Below are 26,989 nucleotides of genomic sequence, written 5' to 3'. Positions count from 1 at the left end.
TTAATGCTACCCTCGCTCGCAAAACCAGCGCCAATCAGCGATAACCTGTTCACTGTAGTGACAGGCGGTTTTTATCAATTCATCGATTAAATCAGGCAAGACAGCGACAACTTGTTCTTGAAAATGTAGCGAGCGTCGATCTGAGCGCATGTGGGACAGGGCAAGTGCCTCACCGCAGGTTTCCGCGTATTGACTAAAACCGGATTTAGTTGCTGCGCGTTTACCAATAGTGATGTCTTCTGGGTCGATACCAACACGAGCATGGTGACGTGAGCGCACCAACCAATGGCTGCCTTGCCACAGTGCATTATCCAAAATAAGATCGGTACGGCGCTGCATTTTTCTTTGACTATTAACCGTTAAATGCGCAGGGTCGAGGCGGTTAACGGGGCTTAGGCTGGAAAAATAAGCCAGAGGTGATGCAACCTGCTGCTGCTTAATCTCAACAATGTGACACAGGGGCAGAATGTCTTTGGTAGGCTTTTGCACACTTGGCCCAACCAATAAATAATAGCGGCTCAGGTGCAACGAACCTGTGCCTTGGTCAATTCGCTCAACACAGTCCAAAATTTCGTCATCAACGTATGCCGCGAAGTGGTCAATAAGGTTCTCTTTCAAATCTGGATCAATTTGCTTAAATCTGAGTTTGTCGTCTCGAAAGCTAAGGGGTTTAATACTGAGGTCAATCTCTTTAGCAAGCGTACTTTTAATCGTAAATGCGGCACCTCCCGCCATTCTTTGCAAGCCTTTTTGCCACCGTTTGTACAATATGTGGTTATTATTAAATGCGATTAGGCCGGTATTACTATCGACTTTATGTTCCAGCGACAATTGACAAGTTTTTATGTAGCTTTGTAAAAACACCTGTTGTGCTTGGAGTATCTGTTCTTTATTCACAACAGGCTTGCTGCGATCTTTTATATCTTTAGCTTGCTCTTGAATGCGGCCTCCCTCCAGTTGAGTAAGGGGCAAACTGACCAAAAAGCGGAACAGATCCCATACTGCATGTCCAACACAGGCATCGTCGAAATCATTAGGTTCAAAGATTAAGGTATCACCATGGCTGCCTTCTTCACTATGAAAGCCGAAGTTTCCTGTATGACAGTCGCCCATAATGTAAGTCAGGGGAAGTGTAGTGGCAGTGTCTGGTAAGGTAATTTGCTGCTCTAGTAGGTCTTTGTACATCAGTGCAGCACTACCCCGAAAAAACCGTAGGGGACTTAGTCTCATTTTGCTGAATTTACTGCACTCACGGCTAACGCTCACGCCTTCATGTTCCTCAAAATAAGATGCTAGATAGTCATGACGATTCATGGATTAGTCCTCCTTTTGAATAATACCCAATTGAGATTTAGCCAGCTTAACAACCGCTTTATCGATAGGTGGCGGGCTAATATCGACCCCCTCACTGAGCGCATTGACTACGGTCTTTAATACTTGTACCCGCGCATACCATTTATGTTCAGCAAGGATGACATGCCAAGGTGCTAGGTTTGTATCGGTTTTTCCAAACATATCATCAATGGCTTGCTCGTACTCTTCACGCTTTTTACGGTTACGAATATCTTCTTCTGTTAGCTTCCAACGTTTATAGGGGTTATTTAACCGCTCTGTAAATCGTTTTAGCTGCTCTTTCTCGCTAATATGCAAAAAGACTTTCACAATGCGAACGTTATCATCGACTAGTAGTCGTTCAAATTCGTTGATTTCTTGATAGGCGCGACGCCATTCATTTTCGCTGGCAAACCCTTCAACGCGTTCGACTAACACTCGTCCGTAATAAGAGCGGTCAAAAATAGTCATAGTGCCAAGCGGGGGAAGCTTAGTTTGAAAGCGGTACAGATAGTGTCGACCTTGCTCTTCTGGGTCGGGTTTTGCGATAGGGAACACTGTAAAACCTCTAGGGTCGAGCTTTTCGGTCATGCGGCGAATGGCACCACCTTTGCCAGCCGCATCCCATCCTTCAAATACCAAAATAGCGCGCTTCTTTTGGTGAAAATAGGCCTGCTGTACGTGTAATAGCTGAGTTTGCCAGTATTTTAATTCATGCTTATAGTGCTTCTTTGAATCCATAGCAGGATACGTAACCGGAGGTTTTACACTTAGTCCCCGGTTTAGCGTGTTAAATATAGAAACGTAGCTGGTCATGATCACTCCCTCAAAACTTCCTTAGCTAAATAGCTCTAAATATCAGTAAATTCTGAATTAAACAGCCTGAGCTGTGGATAATTAATACCTTTCTCGCAGCCAGTTTTAGCACTAACTGCGTAAATTCACCTTACCAACAGGATGTAGGTACCTTAGCGAGAGCGGGACGCGGAAGCGGTGTTCTCCCTAAAACTCTCTGGCTAGACAAGGAGAAAACTAAGTTGTGCTTTAGCAACAATGAATTCAAGCATTCCTTATCCAAACCTCAGATTAAATAAATGATATTGAACCATACACTACTGGACGCCGTAGAGTCGCCTAGTATGAACTCTACAAGTATTATTTGACAAAAATATGTCAAACATCGTCAATAATACCAATTGGTCTTACTACTTACTCAATGTAAGGAAGTCAATCTGACACTCGCTATGTTCAAAATTTTTACTTAGAACAACCAAATAAAAAATTCCCGCCTTGTCTGCTTTGATATAGACACCTTTTCGTTAGCAAAATAAGTGGTATAAAGCCGAATTTTCCGTAAGACCATTTCTTTGTATTCAATAGCGGTAAGATACAAAAAGCCCTAATCATTGAGCGAAAAAGTATGCAGGGGTTGAGCATCGTATTATTATGTTTTATTGTGGTTTTTTACCCATTATAGGTCACCACTTTGATGACTCACTCTGTTTTGATAAAGGAAGTATAAAATGCGGTTTTGGCTTTTGATAATATTAGGTATTTCTTTTAATTCACATAGTATCGTGATCCGACATGACGTAGATGACGCAGACTATAGAGTATCGAGCGATGTATTACCGCAATTAGCAACTTTTTACATCGATGGTGGGCATGGCACACTGATAGGATCAAAGTGGGTATTAACCGCCGCTCACGCAACATTTTGCCTGCGGCCGAATTCGACAATACTAATAAATAATGTCCCTACTTTGATTGACCAAGTATTTGTTCACTCAGACTATATGCCAGGGAAAAGTCACGATATTGCACTTATCAAGCTCCAGCAAGTGCTAAGCGATGTTAAGCCACTGATGATTAACCGTGAAAAAGAAGAGCTTGATGAAGTTTTATGGTTTATCGGCATAGGAGGAACTGGTAATGGTATAACTGGGCAAACGATTGACAATTTAGCTAATCAAGGTCAAATGCGACGGGCACAAAATACCGTAAAAGTAGCCCAAGGTCCGGTTATTAAATTTAGCTTCGACCGTGGTGAAAATGGGCTCCCTTTGGAAGGTGTGTCGGGTGGGGGAGATAGCGGCGGTCCAGCCTATCAATATGAGAATGGGCAAGGTATTGTGTTTGGGGTAAGCTCAAGAGTTGAGGGCGGAAAAATTGGCCGTTACGGTGTGACAGAAGTCTATAGTCGCGTTTCTTATTTCGCTGATTGGATTGATAATATTATTGCTGGTAACAATGTAACCAAGTTGGCCACGCCTAAGTTAACCCAGCTGCCAGCAGGCCTTACTGAAGCGATATTGCCGCAAGTTTGTGAAGAAATTAATATAAAAAGCAGCCATTAAGGCTGCTTCGCAATTTGGGCAGAGTGCTTGAGTACAAGCACTGTCATTTCAGTGACTATCTTGCGTTGGTACTTTCAAAAATCTTGTCAGCAGAGGCTGCAACAAAACCGGTGTAGATCTCTCCATCTGGTTTTTTATAGCGCAGTGCAAACTCATAAAAACAACTAGGGATACTAAATTCACCGTCGCTGAACTTCACTGATTGGTGATCAGCAAGTGTAGAAGATTGCTCAAGTAGCACCTCTGGTGAGCCTTTGATTTCGCCACCTGAGGTATTTAGCTCAAAGCCATTGTCTTTTAGTGCTTGGTTGACTGCTTCAATTGTGGTGAAGTTTTTCAGATAGTTGATACTGACCGTGAAGTGGTTAGCACGATAACCCCATGCCGACATCCATGCGGCGTATTCACTTTCTGCTAATAGTTTTTTATATGTGTCGTGAGATACACTCCAATGCGTCCCTGAGTACAAAAAGTTTTCAGCACTAACCGCTGACTCGTCAATTTGCTCAACCATGTCTTTAACTATTGCTTGTAGCTCTTCAGAGCATTTCTCAACTAGCAGCTCAGAGATGAACACTTTTGGTTTAGTAGGATCTTGGTGCTCATAGTGCTTTGCATATAGTTTTTTTGCTTCGAAGTGATATTCACCACACTCTTTATAACCGACAGCTTTGAAGTGTGCTGCGAGTTTTTCTAGCCCAACTTTTTCGATATTGAAGGTGCGAAGCGCGATATGGTCATTGATCACGTCATCTTTTTGTGTCGAGCCCAGCAGTTCGTGGACCTTTACCGCAGAGGGCGTTACTGCTAGGTAATTATCCCACAGCTGTTCAAATAATGTATCTACGTTGTTGTGCATAATGGTTTCCTAATTTTTTGTCTCGGTGACAGTTGTTAACGTTATACCTTTTGGTATTAGCACGACATGAAATTTATAATTTAAATGCGCTTATTAACTCACCTTGAGTGACTTCAAGTGCATTTGCAACTTCGGTGGTGAGTTGAATTTTTTCTTCAGCTTCGCACAAATATGCTTGATCGGTAAAAGTGGCTTTAAACACGTCTAGTCGACCATTGGAAATAGCGAGGCTGGGGAGGTTATTTGGTACTGAGGTTACAATTTCAACCTCGCCTTTAAAAGATTCTCTTACTGTGCTGATATTTTCGAGTTTAGCCTCAACAGTGGGTCCAGCATCAAATAAATCAACGTAACCACGGTGCTCAAATCCTTCTTTTTGTAATAATCTTAATGCAGGTTTGGTCTTTTCGTGTACATGACCGATAACGGCTTGTGCTTCTGGGCTTAGTAAGTTTGCGTAAATAGGGTACTTCGGCATCAGCTCACAAATAAAAACCTTGTCTCCCAGTCCTACTAAGTGATCAGCTTGTGGAAATTCGATACTAAAAAAGTGTTCTTGTAACCACTGCCAAAATGGTGAATGACCATGTTCATCGCTAACGCCTCGCATTTCTGCAATAACAGTATCGCTAAAACGCTCTGCATGCTCGGCCATAAATAAAAAACGGCTGCGTGATAAAAAACGCCCCGCTAACCCTTGGCGATGACCTTCTCGTAAAAACAGCGTGCAAATCTCTGAACTGCCAGTGTAATCGTTACACATGGACAAAATATCTACGGTGTTGTAAACCCCAAGCGTACTTGAATGATGTACAGTTTTACCCAAGTGGTAGTGATACAGAGGTACAGACATACCAACAGCGGCCTCGATTGCCGTGGTGCCGATAATTTCTCCCGTTTGGGTGTCTTCAAGAACGAATAAATAGCCTTCGTCATACGGTTTTGTAACTGACTTTGTGAAGCTTTTAACTGAGCGATCAATTTTATTCGATAGCAATTCATCGTCGACAGGCAATGAGGTAAACCCGTGACCAGATTCAATCGCAATCGTTTTTAGCGCATCAAAGTCAGTTTTTTGTATTGGTCTTAATACTAACATGAGAAAGAGGGGATGAAGATCCCCAGCTCCTTAGCCGTTAACTACTGCAGCAACCGCTTGTTCAAAGCGTGCTAAACCTTCTGCGATCTCTTCATTTGTGATCACAAGAGAAGGTGTGAAACGAACGACATTAGTGCCTGCCACTAGTGACATTAAACCGTGCTCTGCACTTGCTACAAGGAAATCACGTGCACGGCCTTCAAATTTGTCATTGAGCACGGCACCAAGAAGAAGACCTTTACCGCGCACCTCAGAAAATACATTGTATTTGTCGTTAATAGCGTTTAGACCATCTCTGAATAGTTGCTCTTTGGCTTTTACACCTGATAGCACCGCTTCGGTATTTACTGTATCAAACGCGGCTTCTGCAACGGCACAGGCTAACGGGTTACCACCGTATGTTGAACCATGTGTACCTACTTTTAAGTGTGACGCAATGTCAGTTGTTGTTAACATCGCACCAATAGGAAAGCCGCCACCAAGTGCCTTTGCAGTGGTTAAAATATCAGGTGTTACACCTAGGCCTTGATAAGCATATAGGTCACCCGTACGACCAACACCAGTCTGAACTTCATCAAAAATAAGTAAAGCATTATGCTTGTCGCAAAGCTCACGTACAGCCTGTACAAATTCAGGGTTTGGAGAAATTATTCCACCTTCGCCTTGAAGCGGTTCCATCATTACAGCACAGGTATTATCTGAGATTGTTTTCTCAAACGCAGATAGGTCGTTGTAATCAACATGAGTAACATCAGCAGGCTTTGGACCAAAACCGTCAGAATAGGCTGCTTGACCACCCACAGTTACGGTGAAAAAAGTACGTCCATGGAAGCCTTTGTTAAATGCAATGATTTGCGACTTCTCTGCACCAAATTTATCTAAAGCCCAGCGCCGAGCAAGTTTAAGTGCAGCCTCATTTGCTTCAGCACCTGAGTTTGCGAAGTATACTTTCTCTGCAAATGTCGCATCGGTTAATTTTTTGGCAAGGCGTAATGCTGGCTCGTTCGTCATTACGTTCGATAGGTGCCAAATCTTTTCGCCTTGCTCTTTTAGTGCAGAGACAAGCGCAGGGTGGCAGTGACCGAGACAATTTACCGCGATACCACCAGCAAAATCGATGAACTCTTTGCCTGTTTGATCCCATACACGAGAGCCTTCACCTTTGACAGGGATCACAGCAGATGGGTTGTAATTTGGAACCATGACTTCATCGAATAATTCGCGGTTTGCTTGCATGACGCTTTCTCCTAAATTTTTATCGTTGTGCGTTATTTCTGTTGAGCAAAAATTGTTTATTTGATGTTCTGCTCACAGCCAACTTGCTATTTCCTCATTATTACGCGCTTTTATAATAATTTGCAGTGCAATAATTCACATATTTGCTATGATTTATATCAAATTGACATGGTTAAATTGCAAAATGATAAGTTTACAAGACGAAAAGCTCATTGCACTGTTGCGAAATAATGCACGGGAGAGCATCTCAGAGTTAGCACGAAAACTCGATATTTCTAGAACGACAGTACAGAACCGTATTGCGAAATTAGAACAAAATGGAGTGATCAAGGGCTATCGGGTCGAATTTGCTGAACAATATATCGATGACCTTGTGTCTGCCCATGTTGCAATAAAGGTAAAGCAAAAGCTCACCGCAAAAGCAAACTTGGCATTACAACAGTTACCAAATGTTTCAGCACTTTATGCTATAAGTGGAGAATATGACTTGATTGCCATTGTTGAAGCGCAGAGTTTGGAGCAGCTGAGCCACCTACTTGACGAAATCGGTAATTTGGAAGGAATAGAGCGTACTAACTCGTCAGTTATCTTAGAAACAAAATTTAAGCGTTAGAACAATTCATGGATAACGTGAAGTGAGTTTTATAAGACTGTATCTATTTTTCAACGTAAGGCGAGGGAGTCACCCTACGTGTTCTGGCAACCAAATACTCGTGCCCGTAGCTGCGATGTGATTTACATTGCCATTGAGCACTTTGCTACCAACGTTGTTGGAGCTTTCTGGCCTGCTGACTAAGTAGCCTTGTACACAACTGATCCCAAGGTTTTTAACTAACTCAAATTGCTCAATTTGCTCAACTCCCTCGGCGACAACTTTCAGCTCTAATTGCTGTCCAAGTTCACTGATCGAATTTAATATTTTACGATATTTTGGATTGCTATTTGCTTGAGTGATAAATAGCTTGTCGATTTTGATTACATCGATAGGAAGGTCAGCGAGTGTGCTCAAAGAGCTAAAACCAGTACCAAAATCGTCAATCGCAACGCTTATTCCTGCATCTCTGCATTGCTGTAGCTGAGAAATTGTTTCATTGCTGGCTTTGATCAGTGTTGATTCGGTAATTTCTAGCATCAATGCACTTGCAGGTAGCCCAGTTTTTTCCAGTGCCGCATTGACCCATTCAAAAATTTTCCGATGTTTAAGCTGAATACCCGAGACATTGACCGAAATTTTTACCTTCTTCATACCTGCATTATGCCAAGCAGACATTTGCCTGCATGACTCAAGCAAGATCCAGTCGCCAAGCTCTAGGATTAAATTAGACTCTTCAGCAATAGGAATAAATTCAGCTGGGGGGATAAGCCCCTCTATTGGATGGTTCCAGCGGATCAGCGCTTCAAAATAATCAATCGCGCAATCTTCAACATGTACGATAGGCTGGAATGAGAGGTAAAAGCTTTGTGCTGCAATGGCAAGTCTCAGTTCTTCAAGCAGGTAATGATAGCGCCGCATTTTAGAGCCCATTTCAGGTGAATAGACTTTAAATATGCCGCGACCGTCTGATTTTGCACGGTACATAGCTACATCGGCCATTTGCAACAGCGAGTTTGGCGTTGCTGCACTGTCGGGATAAACCGCGATACCAATACTTGCGCCAATTTTTACCAATTTATTGCCAAGTAAAAAGTCACRTTCTATATCGCACAAGATAGACTGTGCAATTTCAGTACATAAATTAGGGTTAGGAAGTGTGGGAATAAAAATCGAAAACTCATCGCCCCCTAGGCGTGATAAGTTTTGTTCAAGTCCATAGATTGGGTGGGTGTCTTCAAGTCCAAACTGACGAACCACTTTTGATAGTCGTAGTGCAACTTGAATAAGAATTTCATCTCCAAAACTGTGACCGAAAGAGTCATTCACTTGTTTAAAGCCATCTAAGTCAATAAATAGCAGGCCGCATTTTGCTTGATTGAGTTCTGCTTGTTTTAATTTTACCTCGATATGATCAATGTAGGCATGGCGGTCAATTAACTTGGTGAGCTTATCTTGAAAAATTTGCGACTCGGAATGACGTTTAACCCGCGCCAGGTGACTAGATAAATCATGAATAGAGTGACTTAACCCAGCAAGAGGTGACTTGTGATGAAGCGGTGCACTGTCAACTTCAAGGCGAGTCAGGATATTGTGTACATCATTGTTTATCTTGTCCACGTCTCTATCTTGATTGCGGTATCGACATTCTGCCTTCAGTAAATAAAAAATAATCGTGAGTAAGGTCGCTAAAGCCGTCAGTGTGATGGGGGAAGTAAATACGTCATACCATACTAAGTTGACGTCAATAAATTTGCGTGTATCAGCTGCAAGGTCAATCACCACAAATAGGTCACTTTCGCTGCTACTAAAATGTATTCCATGTAATAAAAAGGCATACCAAGGTGATGCCACTGAGTTTTCTAATGAACTAACCGCAAAACCAGTAGATAGTAATTCAAAAACGTGCGCTTTAAACGATAGATGAAGCAATATGACAACAAATAACGCGCCTAAAACTAGGGTACTTGTTAGTCTTATAGCACGTGTCATGAATAGGCTTTCCTTAAAAATTCGCTACTCACGTTATCAAGCTAAGATGACATGGTAGGCGATAATGATTTGGTCTGTAAGATAGTTTTTTACACATTTTAGCATTCAGTTGCAAACTTCATCGTGCGAAAGTACCAAAAATCTCATATTGGTCGTGACTTTATATGCGCTTGATCAATTATTAGTTAAATTCACTTTACATGAGAACGGTTCTTAACTAGCTTTCATCTTAACTTTTAACGTAATTGGCTCAGCGATTGCAAGGATCTCATAGCAACCTGAAATTACGACTTGTCAGATTTAGGTTGCGACAAAGTGGTGCAAAGGCGCACCAAATTAGTACTGTCATACAAACTCAATATTTGTTTGCTGTACTTGAGGTTCGTGATTGATAGAGCAGGCTTGATTGTGCTGTGTTAGCACAGTGTCAGATAGCTGGGTTCTTAAAAAATACCCAAAGTAAATCGTACACAGTTACCAGTCGTTTGCAGTATTAGCGTACGTCACTGTGAAATATGGACTCACACAAGGTAAATGGGGGTTATATGCTCACCAAACGGTTTTTTAAAACAAAAGACGAAGCAGAAGTTACATTTTCATTTTCACACCCACAAGCTAAAACTGTAGCGCTGGTCGGGGATTTTAATGGCTGGCAACCTGAGCCAATGAAGTTTGTTAAAAAAGAGTGTGCTTTTAAACTTAAACACCGTTTACCAACCGACAAAGATTACCATTTTAGATATTTGATTGATGGCGAGGTCTGGGATAACGATCATCAAGCGGATGATTACGTGCCAAATGGATTTGGGGAAGACAACAGCGTTGTATCCACTTGCAGGGCTTAAGACAATAAATGGACCATATTGCTCAGCTTTTATATTTATATGGTATTGGTTATGAATATCATAAATATACAGGTGATCATGTTATCTTTGATCACCAGACTCGCTTGTCAGCCCTCAAAGAATGTGGTGTAAATACAGATGATATTGATGAAGTAAATGCACTTAATTTTGCTTTGGATATTGCAAAATGGCTAACACCTATCGAAGCTATTACGTTAACAAAAGAAGCCCAGCCTAAGTTAACGTTGAGACTTGAAGCGTGTAGTAGCTTATCTGAGCTTACTATCTCTATTCCTGCATTAAATTATCATTTTGTTTGTGAATGCAACAACCTGTCAGAAGTGGGTGACTACGTTTATCAAGGAGCGCGTTATGTAGCATTGTCAGTCGCCATTGCTCCAGTTGTTGTTGGTTATCATCAAGCCAAAGTAACTATAAATGGACAATGCTACGAAACTGAGCTTTGGGTTACTCCCGAGCATTGCTACGATCCCATCTCGGATAATAAAAAGTTACTTGGGATCTCTGTACAACTTTATTCGCTTAAACCTGAAAACTCAAAACTAAGCGCTGATTTTTTTGAGTTGAAAGAGCTGATTGTTTTGGCAGCTGGCGAGGGAGTTGATTACATTTTATTGAACCCACTCCACCTACTGTTTGTTGAACAACCAGAAAAGGCAAGCCCGTATAGCCCAAATGATAGGCGCTTACTTCACCCTTTTTATATATCTATTGAGCTGTTATGTGAGCGATTCAATGTAGATAAAAACGTGTTTTTTAAGCAAAGTAATATCGATAAAAGTGACCATAATCACAGTTACCTTGATATGTCTCGTTGTATGAACGACAAATTAGCTAAGCTGCATAACTTATGGCAGTACTTACAAAATCAACGCAATGACTGGGATGCTGATTTTAAACAGTTTTGTCAGCGCAAAAAAGAAGAGTTGAGTGGGTTTAATGACGATGAGTTCGCCAGGTTTTTACAGTGGGTAGCGTTTGAGCAGTTGGCACATTGTCAGCTAGTGGCACTAGAACACGGTATGGCAATAGGGCTTATTAATGATTTAGCCGTTGGTTGTGCTGACGGCTCGAGCGAATATGAGAGTAATCGGTCACTCTATGCTGAACATGCGAGAGTTGGAGCACCGCCAGATCCATGGGCTGAGCAGGGACAAAATTGGGGACTGCCAGCGCTTAACCCTGTCAAGTTAAAAGCTGAACGGTTCGAGTTTTTTAAACAGCTGATTAGAGCAAATATCAGCGGAGTCGGGGGGCTACGGATTGATCATGTGATGGGGTTAAGACGCTTATGGTGGTGCTTTGTAAGTGGGGAGTCTCAGAGTGGCTGTTACGTTTATTATCCTTTTGAATACTTACTCGCAATATTGAAGATAGAGTCGGCGCTACACAAAGTCATGGTGATCGGAGAAGATTTGGGAGTGGTGCCAACGGAAATTAAGTTAGCAATGGCAGAGTCCCACATATACAGCAATATTCTATTTTATTTTGAAAAAGATCATGATGATCAGTTTCTCGCCGTTGAACATTATAAAAAAAATGCTTTGTTAATGGTTGCTAATCATGACGTACCACCTTTTTTTGGCTGGTGGGAGCACGATGATTTGCGGCTCAAAAAGCAATATCAGCTACTCGATGAGCAGCAAACCTCAGTTGCAAATGCACAAAGGGAGACAGAGCGAGACAAGCTTTGTCGTTGGTTGAGTCTTCATGGTGTGCGAGGTATAGACCTAAAAAGCGAGGCTGCTTTAGTTTATTCGGCGTTAATAAAAGTGTTAGCTCAGTCACCGGCAAAAATGCTGACGCTACAATTGGATGATCTCGACTGTCAGCGGCTACCAGTAAATATCCCCGGTACCGATAAGGAATATCCAAACTGGAGGCGGCAGTTAACGCAAACATCAACAGAGATTATCGCAAAATCCCAAATGCTGATCCGCGACGCTGTCACAAGCAGGAATTTATAGATGAATACAAGACCAAATTTAGAAGACGCTCAAATGCCTCATTATGATTGCCAAGTTACCGCGCTGGCGGCAGGTAAGTGTCGTGATCCGTTTGCTTTTTTAGGGTTACATCAATTTGATGACAATCAGTCGGTGGTACGATGCTACATTCCAGGGGCGCAAGAGGTATTTGTACTTACAAAACATAGTAGGTATCCGCTAACGCAATTTCGTCAAAGCGCTTTATTTTCATCGGTTTTAGACAAAAATTTTGCCAATCAAGAATATCAGTTAGAAGTTGTTTATCCAAATCAGACAGTAACCGGTAGAGATGTATATTCGTTTGCGAGCACCTTATCAGATGAAGCTTTGTATTTATTTAATGAAGGTACACAGGCGCAAGCCTATCTGCACCTCGGCGCACATCAACTTACAGTGGATGATGTTGAAGGGTTTCGCTTTAGCGTTTGGGCACCAAACGCATTATCTGTTTCGGTGATCGGTGACTTTAACCATTGGAACAACACGCAACATCCAATGAGATTGCACCCTGCCAGTGGCGTATGGGAACTTTTTATACCTGAGCTGAATGTCGACCGTTGCTATAAGTTTGCTATTACAACATTTGATGGAGAGCGAATTGAAAAGGCAGATCCATTTGCATTCAAAATGGAGCAAGCGCCAGGGACTGCAAGTATTACGCAATCAAAGCCAACAGCAGTGGTGACTCAACCTGAGCAAATAGAAAAAGCATCTCGCAATAGGATTGATGCACCAATTAGTATATACGAGGTACATCTTGGGTCTTGGAAGCGCCGAGAACAAGAAGGTAATCGCTATTTAACGTACCGTGAACTTGGAGATGACTTAATCCCTTATGTGAAGTCTTTGGGATTCACACATCTGCAATTGATGCCAATCAGCGAATATCCTTTTGATGGCTCTTGGGGTTATCAACCTGTTGGCTTGTTCTCACCCACCAGTCGGTTTGGAGGAGTAGAAGATTTTGCATACTTTGTTGAATGTTGTCATCAAGCTGAGTTGGGATTGTTAATAGACTGGGTTCCTGGACATTTTCCTTCCGATCCTCACGGCTTGCATAAATTTGATGGCACGCACTTGTATGAACATGCTGACAAAAGACAGGGATTCCACCCTGATTGGAACACATACATTTTTAATTATGACCGCGCAGAAGTAAAAAGCTTCTTATTGTCTAACGCGATGTACTGGATTAAGGAATACGGCATTGATGGCTTGCGTGTCGATGCCGTGGCATCGATGTTGTACTTGGATTACAGCAGAAAGCAAGGCGAGTGGATCCCTAACCAATATGGTGGACGTGAAAACTTGGGTGCGATTGAATGTTTAAAGTCAGTAAATACTCAATGTTACGGTGAAAATGATGGGATCATGATGGTAGCTGAGGAATCTACTGCTTGGCCTGGGGTGACGCGTAGTGTCGAACATGATGGATTGGGTTTTGGCTATAAATGGAATATGGGATGGATGAACGACACTCTGAATTATATGTCAAAAGACCCCATTCACCGTAAGTACCATCATCATGAAATGACCTTTTCCATGGTCTATGCTTACTCTGAAAATTATATTTTACCATTAAGCCACGACGAAGTCGTTCACGGGAAAGGTGCGTTATTGAGCAAAATGCCAGGGGATGATTGGCAGCAATTTGCTAACTTAAGGGCTTATTATGGGTTTATGTTCGCACACCCTGGCAAAAAGCTGCTATTTATGGGGTCTGAGTTGGCACCGCGTGAGGAATGGAACCACAACCAGCAATTAAATTGGCATTTGTTAGAGAGTGAAGCGCATCGCGGTATCTATAAATGTATCAAATCCCTAAATGAAACCTACAAGACAACGCCTCAATTGTTCGAGTGTGATACTAAGTCCACTGGATTCAATTGGATAGATGGTGGAAATGCTGAACAAAGTATCTTTAGTTTTATCCGTTATGGAAACGATGGCTTGACCCCACTTGTCGTAGTGGCAAATTTCACCCCCCAGACACATTTTCATTTCCGTTTAGGCGTGCCGGCTTCTGGCGTTTATCAAGTGATTTTAAACACTGATGACACGGAGTTTTGGGGCAGTGGCGTTGGTATTGTTGCACATAAGCAACAATTGATAGAGTCGAAAGAGATTGAAAGCCACGGACTTAGTCAAAGTATTGATATAACCATCCCGCCGCTGGCGACTATTTATTTACAGCTGATCTCTGGTGGCACATGCTAATCAGCTATCGTGGCCACCCTTATACGCTTGGCGCAACTGTTACGGGCAAAGGCGTTAACTTTTGTGTTTATGCGCCAAAAGCGGCAAAAGTGACATTGTGTTTGTTTGATAAGAGCGGGCATAGTGAAGTCAATCGTTTGCCCATGTTTCGCCACGAAGGGGGAAATTGGTCGCTATTTATCGAAGGGGCAAAAGCAGGTGATTTATATGGATACCGGGTTGATGGCGATTATCGCGCAGAGAAAGGCTTATTATTTAACGTCAATAAACTTTTACTAGACCCATATTGCAAAGATTTTTTTGGTGAGTTTACATGGAGTGAGCGACATTTTTGCCACCTGCCTGTGGGGCATTTGAATCCATCAGACAACGCATGTGACATGCCAAAAAGCAAAGTCGTAGCGACCGAAAAGTATGTAGGGGTGCGCCCAAACACACCTTGGAGTAAAACCGTAATATATGAGTGTCATGTAAAAGGAGCCACGGTACGCCATCCTGAGGTACCTGCTAAGCTGCAAGGTAAATATCTGGGCCTTGCCGAACCTGTATTTATTGATCATCTGAAGCATATTGGTGTGACAGCTGTGCAGCTCTTGCCAGTGCATGCCTTTATTAACGAACAGTTTTTGACTACTAAGGGATTAAAAAATTACTGGGGTTACAATACGCTTAGCTTTTTTACTCCACACAAAAGTTACCTTGTCAGTGATGATATTAATGAATTTAAGTTAATGGTCGAGCGACTGCATCAGGCTGGAATAGAGGTGATTTTAGATGTGGTCTTTAATCACACAGCCGAAGGCGGCATAGATGGACCTACGATTAGCTTTAAAGGGTTTGATAATCTCACCTATTACAGCACCTTACCAAATAAAGCAAATGTTTATATAAATGACACTGGATGTGGAAATACCCTTAATATTTCAAACCCCGTCGTATTGAAACTGGTATTAGACAGCTTGCGATATTGGGTGGAATATATGGGAGTAGATGGTTTTAGATTTGATTTGGCGACGATCCTAGCACGTCAAACCTCTGGCTTTTCTAATCAGCATGCTTTTTTGCAAGCGCTTAATCAAGATCCTATTCTGAGTAAGGTGAAATTAATTGCAGAGCCTTGGGATATTGGACCTGGGGGTTACCAACTAGGGCAATTTCCTGCACCTTGGCGAGAGTGGAATGATAAATTTAGAGATACTGTCAGGCGCTTCTGGCGTGGGGATGAGGGAGTGCTTCCTGAGCTGGCAATGCGGATCCACGGTTCAAGTGATGTATTTGAACATAATCTACGGGGACCGTTGAACTCTATTAATTTTATTACCAGTCATGACGGCTTTTCACTGTTTGACTGGACGGCCTACGAACAAAAACATAACGAAGCCAATGGTGAAGCTAATCGAGATGGCCATAGTGAAAACTATTCATTTAACTGTGGTGTTGAGGGGTTCAGTGCAGATCCTAAAGTGAATGAACTTAGGCTTTGTATGCAAAAGAATGCGCTTCTAACATTGTTTTTATCTAAAGGCGTTCCGATGATTTGTGCTGGCACCGAAATGGCACACTCGCAAAATGGTAATAATAATGCTTATTGCCAAGACAATTGTACGAGTTGGTTAGCATGGAAAAATCATCAACAGCATCATCCGCTTACTTTCTTCATTCAAGACTTATTGGCAATACGCAAACAGTTTGCGGCCTTTTCTTACTTGTTTTATGTGCATAACAGCGACAGCCGGTTCGCGGTTAATTGGTTTAATGAAGAAGCCAAACCACTTTCCCCAGAGCAGTGGCGTGAGCCGAGTCGAAAATGGCTAAGTTACACCATTACAGATCAGCAATTAGGCCAAAGTTTACTGATTATTTTGAACGCAAGTGACAACACAATAAATATCAAATTGCCACAAAGTGCTTTTTCCTCTAATTGGAAACGAGCGATCACAACGGCTGTCGAGGTACACAAAACAGATATTGACTCATATTTACAGGTTCCGGCTAAGTCAGCATGGATATTTACATCAATCAAAGGGGATGAATAGCATGGCTAATAAAAGTGCACCAGTTTGCGTTGTGAAACATTGGCAAGATGCACCAAAGATAGATGAAGACACCTTAACCGACGATTTAACGCGTCATTTTTATTATACCTTGGGGCGTGACAAAGTCGGGGAATCCCGTTTGTACCTATATCACGCTTTGGCACTGACGATCCGCGACCGATTAGTTGCTCGTTGCCGAGCGACCAAAGAACACATTAAAAGTCAGAAAACTCGAAAAGCTGCCTATCTCTCTTTAGAGTTTTTGATGGGCCGAGCGTTGTCAAATGCAGTGATTAATCTTGACCTTCATGAACAAGTGCAGTCGGCGCTACAAGAGTACTGCACTGAACTTGAAGAAGTAGCAGAGGCAGAGCATGATGCAGGCTTAGGTAATGGTGGCTTAGGACGTTTAGCGGCGTGTTTTTTAGATAGTTGTGCCTCACTTGCGCTTCCTGTTATTGGTTACGGTTTACGCTATGAGTTTGGTATGTTTAATCAAACCTGTGAGCAAGGTCATCAGATTGAACAGCCTGATAACTGGCTCCGAGAAGGTCATCCATGGGAGCTGGCAGCACCTGAGCAAGCAAGGCGAGTGAAGTTTTTTGGACATGTTGAGGTACATACTGATAAGCAGGGTAGGCAACACCACGAATGGCTTGATACGCAGGATGTCTTGGCCGTTCCGTATGACGTACCTGTGCCTGGGTATAGAAATGGTGTTGTAAATACCTTGCGGCTTTGGAAGTCTGAAGCGACGGATGAGTTTGATTTAACCGAGTTTAATGCCGGGAGTTATTCAGAAGCGGTTGCTAAAAAAAACCAAGCTGAACAGATCACTATGGTGCTTTACCCTAATGACGCCAGTGAAAACGGTAAAGAGCTTAGACTAAGGCAGCAATACTTTTTATCTAGCGCAAGTTTACAAGATGTTATTGCTACATGGGTTGAACAATATGGAGATGATTTTAAGGACTTTGCAGACTTTCATGTGTTCCAACTTAATGACACACATCCTAGCATCGCGGTTGCTGAACTGATGCGTATTTTGCTGGATGACTATGAGCTGGAGTGGGATGAAGCATGGAAAATAACGACCTCAACGATGGCCTACACCAACCATACTCTACTGCCAGAGGCTTTGGAGCGTTGGTCGGTCAGCCTTTTTCAACGTTTACTACCTAGGCTATTAGAAATTATTTATGAGATAAACGCTCGTTTCCTCTCAGAAGTCGCATTAAAGTGGCCAGGAGATATAGAGAAGCAGCGCGCGTTGTCGCTCATCGAAGAGTCAGAACATCCTCAAATTCGTATGGCATACCTTGCAATTGTTGGTAGTTATTCGGTAAACGGAGTTGCAGCTTTACATACCGAGTTGTTAAAAGCTGGTTTATTCAATGACTTTTATCAACTATGCCCAGAAAAGTTCAACAACAAAACGAATGGGGTAACACCAAGACGTTGGTTGTCACATTGTAATCCACAACTTGCAGCGCTTATTTCAGAGAAAATCGGAGATGGCTGGCAAGCAGACTTTTCAAAAATCAGCGAGCTGCGTCGATTTTATGATAATCACGCTTTCCAACAACAATGGTTGGCGGTGAAGCAGCAAAATAAGCGCCGCTTAACTGAGCTGGTAAAACAAGAGTGTAGCGTAGAGTTTGATCCTGACATGATGTTTGATGTCCAAGTAAAAAGGATACACGAATACAAACGTCAGTTATTAAATATCCTTCATGTGATCCACCTATATGATCGAGTTTGCAGAGGGGAAGTTTCTGGGTTGGTTCCCCGTTGTGTTTTATTTGGCGGTAAAGCAGCGCCAGGTTATTACATGGCTAAAAAGATCATTAAACTCATCAATAATGTTGCAAGCGTTATTAATAATGATCCCGCAGCTAAGCCTTATCTTCGCGTTGCATTTTTACCAAATTACAACGTTTCAAAGATGGAAGTAATATGTCCTGCAACTGATTTATCGGAGCAGATATCAACCGCAGGCAAGGAAGCTTCAGGCACCGGAAACATGAAATTTATGATGAATGGTGCTGTGACAATTGGCACTCTTGATGGCGCTAATATAGAAATTAGAGACTGTGTCGGTGCCGATAATTTTTACTTATTTGGCTTAACAGCAGAAGAAGCTCAGCAGGCCAGACTACATTACCAACCGTTAAAAATCATAGAAAGTAATCAAGATTTAAACCGCGTGATGACACTATTGGAAAGCGGCCATTTCAATCTTTTTGAGCCTAATATTTTCGATGACATTATCAACTCAATAAAAAGTAGCAGCGACCCATGGTTAGTCGCTCAAGACTTTCCTTCTTATGTTGAAAGTCAAGAGCATGCGGCTCAAGCATATAAAGACAAGGAACACTGGCTGCGTATGAGTATTCTCAATACAGCAGCGAGTGGAAAATTTTCCAGTGATAGAACAATTCAAGAATACAGCGATGATATTTGGCGATTGAGTCCGATGCAGTAGTCACCGCAACAAAGTTATGGAGAGAACAAATAATGCCTAATTATGCGAATCGTTATATTAGTACCCTCACTCGAGAAACATATGCTTTAATACTTGCGGGTGGACGAGGTTCGCGCCTTCATGAGCTCACCACTTGGAGAGCAAAACCCGCAGTATACTTTGGCGGTAAGCATCGAATTATTGATTTTCCACTGTCAAACTGTATTAACTCAGGGATCAGACGAGTGGGGATTGCCACGCAATATAAATCACACTCGCTTATCCGTCATGTTAATCGCGCATGGGGTCACTTTAAAAAAGAGCTGGGAGAATCTGTAGAGATATTACCGGCATCACAACGATATGGTGATGAGTGGTACTGCGGCACCGCAGACGCAGTATTTCAAAATATGGATATTATTCGTCACGAGCTCCCCAAATACGTGATGATCTTATCCGGTGATCATGTCTATAGAATGGATTACGGTGGACTGCTTGCAAAACACGTAGAAACAGGGGCTGATATGACCGTATGTTGTATTGAAGTGCCTTGTGAAGAAGCGGCAAAAACGTTTGGTGTAATGACGGTCGATGAGAGTAATCGGGTACGTCGTTTCGATGAAAAACCAGTTGACCCAACCTCTATTCCGGGCAAGCCTGGTGTGTGTCTAGCGTCAATGGGAAATTATGTTTTCAATACTGAGTTCTTATTTGAGCAATTAAAAAAAGATGCAGAACGTGAGGGATCAGGTCGTGACTTTGGCCATGATATTATTCCGGCTATTATAGAAGAGCACAATGTGTTTGCTTATCCCTTCAGCGATCCGTCATACGGCGGCCAACCTTATTGGCGCGATGTAGGTACGTTAGATTCGTTTTGGGAAGCGAATATGGAATTAGTTTCACCAGAGCCTCAGCTCGATTTGTACGATCCGCAATGGCCTATTTGGACATATCAAGAACAGCTACCGCCAGCTAAATTCATTTTTGATGATGATGATAGACGTGGTATGGCAGTTGATTCAACGGTCTCTGGTGGTTGTATCATCTCAGGTTCTAAAGTAAAAAAATCCCTACTGTTCTCAAATGTGCATGTACATTCCTATTGCGAAATTGAAGGCGCAGTTGTGTTGCCTGGTGTAAAAATAGGGCGGAATTGTCGTATTAAAAATGCCATTATAGATAGGAGTTGTCAGATACCAGAGGGTATGACTATAGGTCATGATAACGAGCAAGATAAAGCGAATGGCTTCAGAGTGTCGAATAAAGGGATAGTGCTAGTTACCCGAGACATGTTGGCTGAGCTACCAAAAAAACATAATAAATAGTCCATGTAGAGGTATTATGCATGTAATTCTTGTGGCAGCCGAGAATGATCGGTTGCCAAATTGTAAAGTTGGCGGGGTAGCTGATGTTATCCGTGATATTCCCTATGCACTTGCGGAGCTTGGTATTAAAGTATCAGTTGTAACGCCTGATTACGGACAAATTGCGTTAAATCGACACTTTGTAGCAGATATTGCAGTGCCATTCCGTCAACATTTAGAGACAGCAACACTTTGGTCTGTGGAAAAATCTGACGGCGTTACTCAATATGTGGTCTCACATTCTTTATTTAGTGAGCACCATGGAGCAATTTATTGTAATGATACTCATCAACCATTTGCGACTGATGCAAACCGTTTCGCATTTTTTAGTGCGGCGGTGGCTGAGCTTATAGAGCATGAATTAATTGCAGACATAGATGTTGTGCACCTACATGATTGGCATGCCGCTGTGGTTGCGGTGTTGCGTCGATTTAGTCCGAGATTTAAACGCCTAAAGCAGCTAAAAACGGTATACACAGTACACAACCTCGCGCTTCAAGGTATACGACCTTTCAATCATGACTTTTCAAGCTTAGAGTCTTGGTTTCCAACACTGACTTATGATGGCCTTAGTATTTGCGACCCAAAATATCCTCATTGCTTTAATCCGATGCGAGCGGCCATTAATCTCACTGATAGAGTCCACGTCGTCTCTCCCAATTATGCAAAAGAAGTGATGCTTCCAAGCCACCCTGAACTAGGTTTTTTTGGTGGTGAGGGCTTGGAGGGAGATATGCAGCATGCTTGTCACGAAGGGCGGTTGGCAGGTATCTTGAACGGGTGTGTGTATGCTGAAGACGCAGAGACACACTGCCAAACCACTCTTGTAGATTACTTGAAACTTGCTGAGTCACACGTATTTCAATGGATGGCTAAGTCTAATCAGGTACTGTCTCGGTTTTACATTGCTCACCAGCGGATACAAGCTTGGCTTGGCGAGCCATTTGACGGAAAAATGATCACAAGTGTCGGTAGACTCACAGATCAAAAAGCGCTTATTTTAAGGCAGCCGACTCACGCTGGGACTGTTTTGGATAATATTGCTGAGTTGGCTGGTCGAAGCGGTGCTAGAATTATTATCGTGGGTTCTGGGGATCCTGCCTTAGAACAATTGTTCACTGAAATAATGGCAAGGCACGGTAACGTACTATTTTTGAATGGTTACGGCAAAGAGTTGGGTGAGCTACTTTATTTACTTGGCGACCTCTTTTTAATGCCTAGCTCATTTGAACCATGTGGAATAAGTCAAATGCTCGCGATGCGAGCTGGGCAGCCTTGTATCGTTCACAAGGTAGGTGGACTTGCTGATACGGTAAAGCATAACGAAACCGGATATTGCTTTGAAGGTGATACACTTGCAGAGCAAGGTCAACAGCTTATCGCGATTTTTGAACTTGCATTAGCCGATCTGTGTAACAATCAAATCAAATACCAAGCGCTTTGCCAGCAGGCTAAACTACAGCGGTTTGACTGGTATAGTGTAGCCCAAAAATACACAGAGCAACTGTATCGATAAACGACGCTAGCTGCATTAATTAACCTAAACTCGGGATAATAACTGGTTCTCTAGCAGCGGTTATCCCTTACTACTGTGTTAAATTTTTATGCAACAGACTCGCCTTTGACACACAAATTCGCCTTGTATCAAGAAATAACCTTTGGCTAGCCAGATGTTACACTTTTTTAGCTTAGGTATTTTAAGTGATTAATACCACTTAATTAAGCAAATTGGTATAACTAATCCTTCCCTCAGTTCTATTAATTACGTTGCGCATTTGCAGACTGGCGAGCACACTCGAAGATAAGTGAACGTTTACCAAAAATATAACCTGGCTAGCGACGAGGCTGGCTGCGAGTAAGGACTCTATTGTTTAAAGTTGAATTCACTCATCGCAAATTAGCACGAATCTTAATCAATCTTCTAGGCTGAAGGCAGCAAAAGCTGGCTTCAGCCTTTCTTTTTTTCCRAATTGCATTATCTTTTAAGCTATTATTTTGATTCTTAATAGCTTAGTTTGATTTTCTTTATCATCATAAAGGGTTAAAATCTAAAAAATAGTAAACCAAAAGTGCGAATGGTCACTTTGGCTACAAAGGAGTTTTTGTTTGAAGGTTTTTGTGGCTCGCCAAGCCATATTTAATCGTAAAAAACAAGTTGTTGCATACGAGTTGTTGTTTCGCGATGGTGTAAAAAATAGCTTTCCCAATATTGCAGATGATGCAGCGACAGCCAAGCTGATAATGAATAATCAACTTAACCTCGGTATGCGAAATCTCACTTCAGGGAAAAAAGCGCTAATTAATATTGGTCCAGATTCGCTGCGCCAAGATCTTTGTGAATTTCTGCCTGCCAATGATGTCATTCTAGAGTTGCTCGAGACTATTCCTCCAACAAAACAGAACTATGAACGTATTAGGGGGTTGTTTCATAGTAATTTTAGGTTAGCGTTGGACGATTTTCAGTATTCAAAAGATTGGGATCCTTTTCTGAAGCTGGTTAGATTGATCAAATTTGATGTAATGGAAAACTCACTCGACTCTATCGAGCCGGTTGTTGATATGATCAAAGCTCGAAAAAACATTAAGCTACTGGCGGAAAAGGTAGAAACTGAAGAAGAGTTTGAACAAGCTAAAAAAATGGGCTTCCAGTTCTTCCAAGGTTACTTTTTTGCTAAACCTAAAATGATAGAGCATAAAGATATCTCAATTAATTATGTCATTGTGATGCTTATCTACGAAGAAGCGTTAAAGTCAAATATGAGTATAACGAGGTTGGCTGAGTTATTTGCCCAAGATACTGCACTAGCCTACAAACTGCTGAGATTAATTAACTCAGGAGTATTTCCAATTAAGAGCCGGATTGAATCGTTGAAGCAAGCGCTCGTTTATTTGGGTAACGAACGAGTCAAAAAGTTTGTTAATTTAATCATGACTGCCCATGTGGCAGAGGGGAAGCCAACGGAGTTAACTCGCTTGTCGATAGTTCGTTCGCGTTTTTGCGAGCTTATTGCTCAACAGATCTCTCCTGGCTTGGCAAATATGAGTTTTATGACCGGTCTATTCTCGTTATTGGATGCAATACTTGATAAACCTATGGAGCAGGTAGTAAATAAATTGCCCTTTCCTGAGCAACTTCATGATGCGCTGATTGGCAAGCCCAATACGCTTTATTATATTTTAAATATTGTGAAAGCCTATGAATCGGGCAGCTGGTGGACATTACAGGACGCTTGTAGTTATTTGAATTATAAAGATGAAAACCTTCCTGATTTTCATGCTGCTGCGATAAACTGGGCTGATATGTATAAAAATCGCGTGTATTAATGAAAAGAATTATCGCAATGGATGCAATTCGAGGCTTTGCGCTACTCGGGTTGCTTTCCATGAATCTAGTGCACATGGCCAACTTTGAACTGGGTTATGTAGCTGCAAGTCCTGCTCATCATTTAGACCCCTTTTTTGCTATGGTGAATAGCATTTTTTTTGACGGTCGATTTCGCTCTCTTTTTGCAATGTTGTTCGGCGCAGCACTGTGCGTCCAAGTGGCTAATGCTAGTTCATCGGAACAAGCAAAAATAAGACTCAAATGGCTGCTACTTTTTGGCATGGTGCACGGTGTGTTGATATGGCCCGGCGATATTCTTTTTAATTATGCCCTAAGTGGTTTTGTCGCTTTGAAATTTATAGACGCTCAGCGTGCAAAATTAATACGTTATACGGCAGGGTTTATCGTATTGCCGGCACTGCTATTGAGTTTACTATTGCTTGTTGACCCTGAAGCGAGCATAAACCGTAGCAGTCCAGAATACCTCGAGCTTGTACAACGAGTGCCGAATACTTATTGGCAGCTTGTTGTAAACAATGGTCTTTATTTCATTATTGTTAGTCTGCTTATTCCAGTTATTACTTTATGGTACACCGCAGGTTTAATGCTGCTCGGTATGCTACTTTTTAAAGACGGCTTATTTGAGTTAAATACGCGTGAACCGACAGAGAAAATTAATTTATATGCAGTTCTAGCTATTGTACTTTCATTTGTTGGATTTGTCGTTGAACGAAAGGTTGGTATTGCTTTTTTTGAAGGGATTGACTGGTTACTAGCTATACCAGTGGCTCTATTTTATATTGTGGTGATTAAATCAGTAATGCGAGCAAGTCGGTATAAATTATATACGATGCAAGTTGTGGGGCGATTGGCACTCACCCTTTATATCTCACAATCAATTATCTTTGTTAGCTATTTTCATTTCATTCAACCTGAAGCGATTAGTAAGTGGGATCGAGTGGACTACTTCGCTGCTTTTGTGGTTGCGACTATACTTCAGCTAGTTATTGCGAATCTGTACTTTAAGGTCTTCAAACAAGGCCCGCTAGAAAAGCTACTTAAGTGGTTAACGCTACGAAGGGGTGGTCATGATTAAAAAACTGTTTGTTGTTATGGCATTCTCGGTTTGCTGTGTAAAGGTAAGTGCGGCTGACTCTATTAACGTACTGTTTGTTAATCCTTCTTTACCCGGTGAGCCTTTCTGGCATCGTGTACAAGGCGCTACAGAAGCTGCCGCCGAGCAACTGGGCATACGCCTTAATGTGATTTATGGCGAAGGAAATAGAATAATCCAATTGTCAGAATTGACAAAATATTTGAATTATCGTGCCACACCTGACTATGTTATTTTAATTAATTATCCCGGTGGTGCAGAGGATAGTCTTAGACTTTTAGAAAAGTATGAAATCAACCATATTACGTTAGAACAGACAATATCGGGACCAGAGAAGCTTGCGATTGGAAACCCAAAAGAAATATACAAATATTGGTTAGGTGAGCTGCATCACGACAACGATAAGGCGGGCTACGATCTAGCAAAACAACTTTATCTTCAAGCAAAATCAAAGGGTCATAAAGAAATATATCCAGTAGCAATCAATGGGCATTATGGTACGGAGTCAGACATTAGAAGTGGTGGTGCAAGTCGTTTTTTTTCAGAGGTTGGGGTGGCGCTACAGCAAACGGTATATGCTGGATGGTCAAAAGAGCAAGCGTTCGAAAAGACAAAAAAGTTGTTATCTCGTTATCCTAAAACAAACCTTATTTGGTGCGCGTCTGATTTAATGGCAATGGGCGCCCTTACTGCTGCTGGAGAGAATAATAATCGTGCAGTTTTTGGCGGGTTTGACTGGTTAAATGATACATTTGAACTAATTAGAGATGATGATCTGCATGCTTCTGTAGGTGGACATTTCATGATGGGGGCATGGGCACTCGTTTCGATTTACGATCATCATAATGGCCATTCCTACTGGCAAAATAATTCAGAGTTAGCGTTTGATCTGATGGTGCTGACAAAAGAAAATCTCGATAGTTATCATTGGATTAAATCTGCAAAGAATTGGCATTCTATAGACTACAGAGCCATGAGCTTAATTGATAAACCAGACGCGCGGTATCAATTTTCACCAAAGTTATTGAGAAAAACCCGACAAAACTAGAAATCCGGTAGTGTAAAGGCCATTAAGCGATTACAATAATCGTTTTTACTCTATGTGGTTCCCTACTGTGACAGAACAAAAGCGCCTCAATAAATACATCAGTGAAACAGGATTTTGCAGCCGTCGAGAAGCTGATGACTTAATTGCTTCTGGCCGAGTTAAAGTAAATGGCACGCTACCAGAAATGGGCACTAAAGTGTCAGACGCTGACACCATTATTATTGATAATAAACCACTCAAAGCAAAGCCAAAATCGGTCTTTATCGCTTACAATAAACCGGTTGGTGTAACCTGTACCACTGAGCGAAAAATTAAAAGCAATATTGTGAGCGCTATCAATTATCCAGAAAGGATCTTTCCTATTGGGCGTTTAGATAGACCGTCAGAAGGGCTAATATTTCTTACTAATCAAGGAGATATGGTAAACAAAATTCTCCGAGCTGGAAATAACCATGAAAAAGAATATGAGGTGGTTGTTGATAAACCAATTGATGAGCGTTTTGTAAAGCGTATGTCATCGGGCATTCCGATCCTTGGCACGGTAACTAAACGCTGTAAGGTGCGTAAAACTGGCATCAAGTCATTTACTATCATACTTACTCAAGGTCTAAATCGTCAGATAAGAAGAATGTGCGAATACCTCGGTTTTGAAGTAACGAGTTTAAAACGTATTCGAATTATGAATATCGACCTTACCGGACTTGCCAGCGGCCAATGGCGTCACCTCAGCGAGCAAGAAATGCGCGAAATTAATCGAGCTACGGAATCTTCGGTTAAAACACAAGAAGCCTCAGCGGGGGCGGGTGCAGGAAAAGTAAGCGATAAGTTCAACCGAAACGATGATGAGTCGAACGAAGTAAAGTCGCAGAAGCGCCCTCAAAACCGAAAAACCAAAACGAGTGAATCGGGCAAAAATAAAGAAAGAGATAGTAAAACACGGGGAAAACAACACTTTTTTGATAAAGGCAGAAGTAGTAAAACACGCAAACCTGGTCAGAAAAACAGTGGTAAACCCGCTAACAGAGTGAAGGGTACGCTGTCTTTAAATAAAACTAAAAAGTAGTGTGTCAAAGAAATCAATTTGAATGTAAAGCCCC

The 26,989-nt window shown here is 41.9% G+C and carries 19 protein-coding genes; 13 read left to right on the top strand and 6 right to left on the bottom strand.

Annotation, left to right across the window (positions count from 1 at the left end):
* Nucleotides 1-6 precede the first annotated feature (6 nt).
* Complete coding sequence (locus tag EAG18_RS14890) at nt 7-1,314, bottom strand: DUF2252 family protein (RefSeq protein ID WP_125253171.1); 1,308 nt, start codon at nt 1,312-1,314, stop codon at nt 7-9.
* Nucleotides 1,315-1,317: 3 nt separating this feature from the next.
* On the bottom strand, nt 1,318-2,148 hold the full coding sequence (locus EAG18_RS14885; RefSeq protein WP_125253170.1) for a polyphosphate kinase: 831 nt from the start codon (nt 2,146-2,148) through the stop codon (nt 1,318-1,320).
* A gap of 707 nt (nt 2,149-2,855) precedes the next feature.
* On the opposite strand from EAG18_RS14885, the gene EAG18_RS14880 reads away from it, so the two are divergent.
* On the top strand, nt 2,856-3,689 hold the full coding sequence (locus tag EAG18_RS14880; protein ID WP_125253169.1) for a trypsin-like serine protease: 834 nt from the start codon (nt 2,856-2,858) through the stop codon (nt 3,687-3,689).
* Nucleotides 3,690-3,744: 55 nt separating this feature from the next.
* Here EAG18_RS14880 and EAG18_RS14875 read toward each other — a convergent pair whose 3' ends face one another.
* From EAG18_RS14875 to EAG18_RS14865, 3 genes are all read right to left on the bottom strand, one after another.
* Complete coding sequence (locus EAG18_RS14875) at nt 3,745-4,548, bottom strand: DUF1338 domain-containing protein (protein ID WP_125253168.1); 804 nt, start codon at nt 4,546-4,548, stop codon at nt 3,745-3,747.
* 73 nt (nt 4,549-4,621) lie between these two features.
* A complete protein-coding gene (gene astA / locus EAG18_RS14870; RefSeq protein ID WP_125253167.1) occupies nt 4,622-5,647 on the bottom strand; it encodes an arginine N-succinyltransferase in 1,026 nt (341 codons plus the stop codon).
* Between the two features lie 30 nt (nt 5,648-5,677).
* The gene (locus EAG18_RS14865; protein ID WP_125253166.1) at nt 5,678-6,883 is read right to left on the bottom strand and encodes an aspartate aminotransferase family protein; all 1,206 of its coding nucleotides are present in this window, start codon (nt 6,881-6,883) and stop codon (nt 5,678-5,680) included.
* Between the two features lie 184 nt (nt 6,884-7,067).
* Here EAG18_RS14865 and EAG18_RS14860 point away from each other — a divergent pair, with 184 nt between their 5' ends.
* Nucleotides 7,068-7,496 (top strand): Lrp/AsnC family transcriptional regulator, encoded by a 429-nt coding sequence (locus EAG18_RS14860; RefSeq protein WP_125253165.1) that lies wholly within the window; start codon nt 7,068-7,070, stop codon nt 7,494-7,496.
* Between the two features lie 69 nt (nt 7,497-7,565).
* Here EAG18_RS14860 and EAG18_RS14855 read toward each other — a convergent pair whose 3' ends face one another.
* Complete coding sequence (locus EAG18_RS14855; protein WP_125253164.1) at nt 7,566-9,467, bottom strand: EAL domain-containing protein; 1,902 nt, start codon at nt 9,465-9,467, stop codon at nt 7,566-7,568.
* A gap of 545 nt (nt 9,468-10,012) precedes the next feature.
* On the opposite strand from EAG18_RS14855, the gene EAG18_RS14850 reads away from it, so the two are divergent.
* The 11 genes from EAG18_RS14850 to rluF all read left to right on the top strand — a co-directional run bounded on the left by EAG18_RS14850 (nt 10,013) and on the right by rluF (nt 26,955).
* Nucleotides 10,013-10,312, top strand: a complete 300-nt coding sequence (locus EAG18_RS14850) for an isoamylase early set domain-containing protein (protein ID WP_125253163.1) — start codon at nt 10,013-10,015, stop codon at nt 10,310-10,312.
* An 8-nt stretch (nt 10,313-10,320) separates the two neighbouring features.
* On the top strand, nt 10,321-12,300 hold the full coding sequence (malQ, locus tag EAG18_RS14845) for a 4-alpha-glucanotransferase (protein WP_125253162.1): 1,980 nt from the start codon (nt 10,321-10,323) through the stop codon (nt 12,298-12,300).
* On the top strand, nt 12,301-14,538 hold the full coding sequence (gene glgB / locus EAG18_RS14840; RefSeq protein WP_125253161.1) for a 1,4-alpha-glucan branching protein GlgB: 2,238 nt from the start codon (nt 12,301-12,303) through the stop codon (nt 14,536-14,538).
* Nucleotides 14,532-16,574 carry a glycogen debranching protein GlgX gene (gene glgX, locus EAG18_RS14835; RefSeq protein WP_125253160.1) on the top strand — a complete coding sequence of 681 codons (2,043 nt, stop codon included), beginning with the start codon at nt 14,532-14,534 and terminating at the stop codon, nt 16,572-16,574. Before glgB ends, glgX begins: the two co-directional genes overlap by 7 nt.
* Before the next feature lies 1 nt (nt 16,575).
* On the top strand, nt 16,576-19,059 hold the full coding sequence (locus EAG18_RS14830; RefSeq protein WP_125253159.1) for a glycogen/starch/alpha-glucan phosphorylase: 2,484 nt from the start codon (nt 16,576-16,578) through the stop codon (nt 19,057-19,059).
* A 32-nt stretch (nt 19,060-19,091) separates the two neighbouring features.
* Nucleotides 19,092-20,366: a glucose-1-phosphate adenylyltransferase gene (gene glgC, locus EAG18_RS14825; RefSeq protein ID WP_125253158.1), complete on the top strand. Its 1,275-nt coding sequence runs from the start codon at nt 19,092-19,094 to the stop codon at nt 20,364-20,366.
* Nucleotides 20,367-20,382: 16 nt separating this feature from the next.
* Nucleotides 20,383-21,921 carry a glycogen/starch synthase gene (locus tag EAG18_RS14820; protein ID WP_125253157.1) on the top strand — a complete coding sequence of 513 codons (1,539 nt, stop codon included), beginning with the start codon at nt 20,383-20,385 and terminating at the stop codon, nt 21,919-21,921.
* Nucleotides 21,922-22,511: 590 nt separating this feature from the next.
* Nucleotides 22,512-23,729 (top strand): HDOD domain-containing protein, encoded by a 1,218-nt coding sequence (locus tag EAG18_RS14815; RefSeq protein WP_125253156.1) that lies wholly within the window; start codon nt 22,512-22,514, stop codon nt 23,727-23,729.
* Nucleotides 23,729-24,826 (top strand): DUF418 domain-containing protein, encoded by a 1,098-nt coding sequence (locus tag EAG18_RS14810; RefSeq protein WP_275557309.1) that lies wholly within the window; start codon nt 23,729-23,731, stop codon nt 24,824-24,826. Before EAG18_RS14815 ends, EAG18_RS14810 begins: the two co-directional genes overlap by 1 nt.
* Nucleotides 24,819-25,892, top strand: a complete 1,074-nt coding sequence (locus tag EAG18_RS14805; protein WP_125253155.1) for an ABC transporter substrate-binding protein — start codon at nt 24,819-24,821, stop codon at nt 25,890-25,892. Before EAG18_RS14810 ends, EAG18_RS14805 begins: the two co-directional genes overlap by 8 nt.
* Nucleotides 25,893-25,959: 67 nt before the next feature.
* Nucleotides 25,960-26,955, top strand: a complete 996-nt coding sequence (rluF, locus tag EAG18_RS14800) for a 23S rRNA pseudouridine(2604) synthase RluF (protein ID WP_125253154.1) — start codon at nt 25,960-25,962, stop codon at nt 26,953-26,955.
* The last annotated feature ends 34 nt before the right edge of the window (nt 26,956-26,989 follow it).

Origin of the sequence: Pseudoalteromonas sp. J010 (assembly GCF_003934235.1) — a bacterium.
In the GTDB taxonomy this organism is placed as follows: domain Bacteria; phylum Pseudomonadota; class Gammaproteobacteria; order Enterobacterales; family Alteromonadaceae; genus Pseudoalteromonas; species Pseudoalteromonas peptidolytica.
This window is presented reverse-complemented; position numbering and strand designations above follow the sequence as displayed.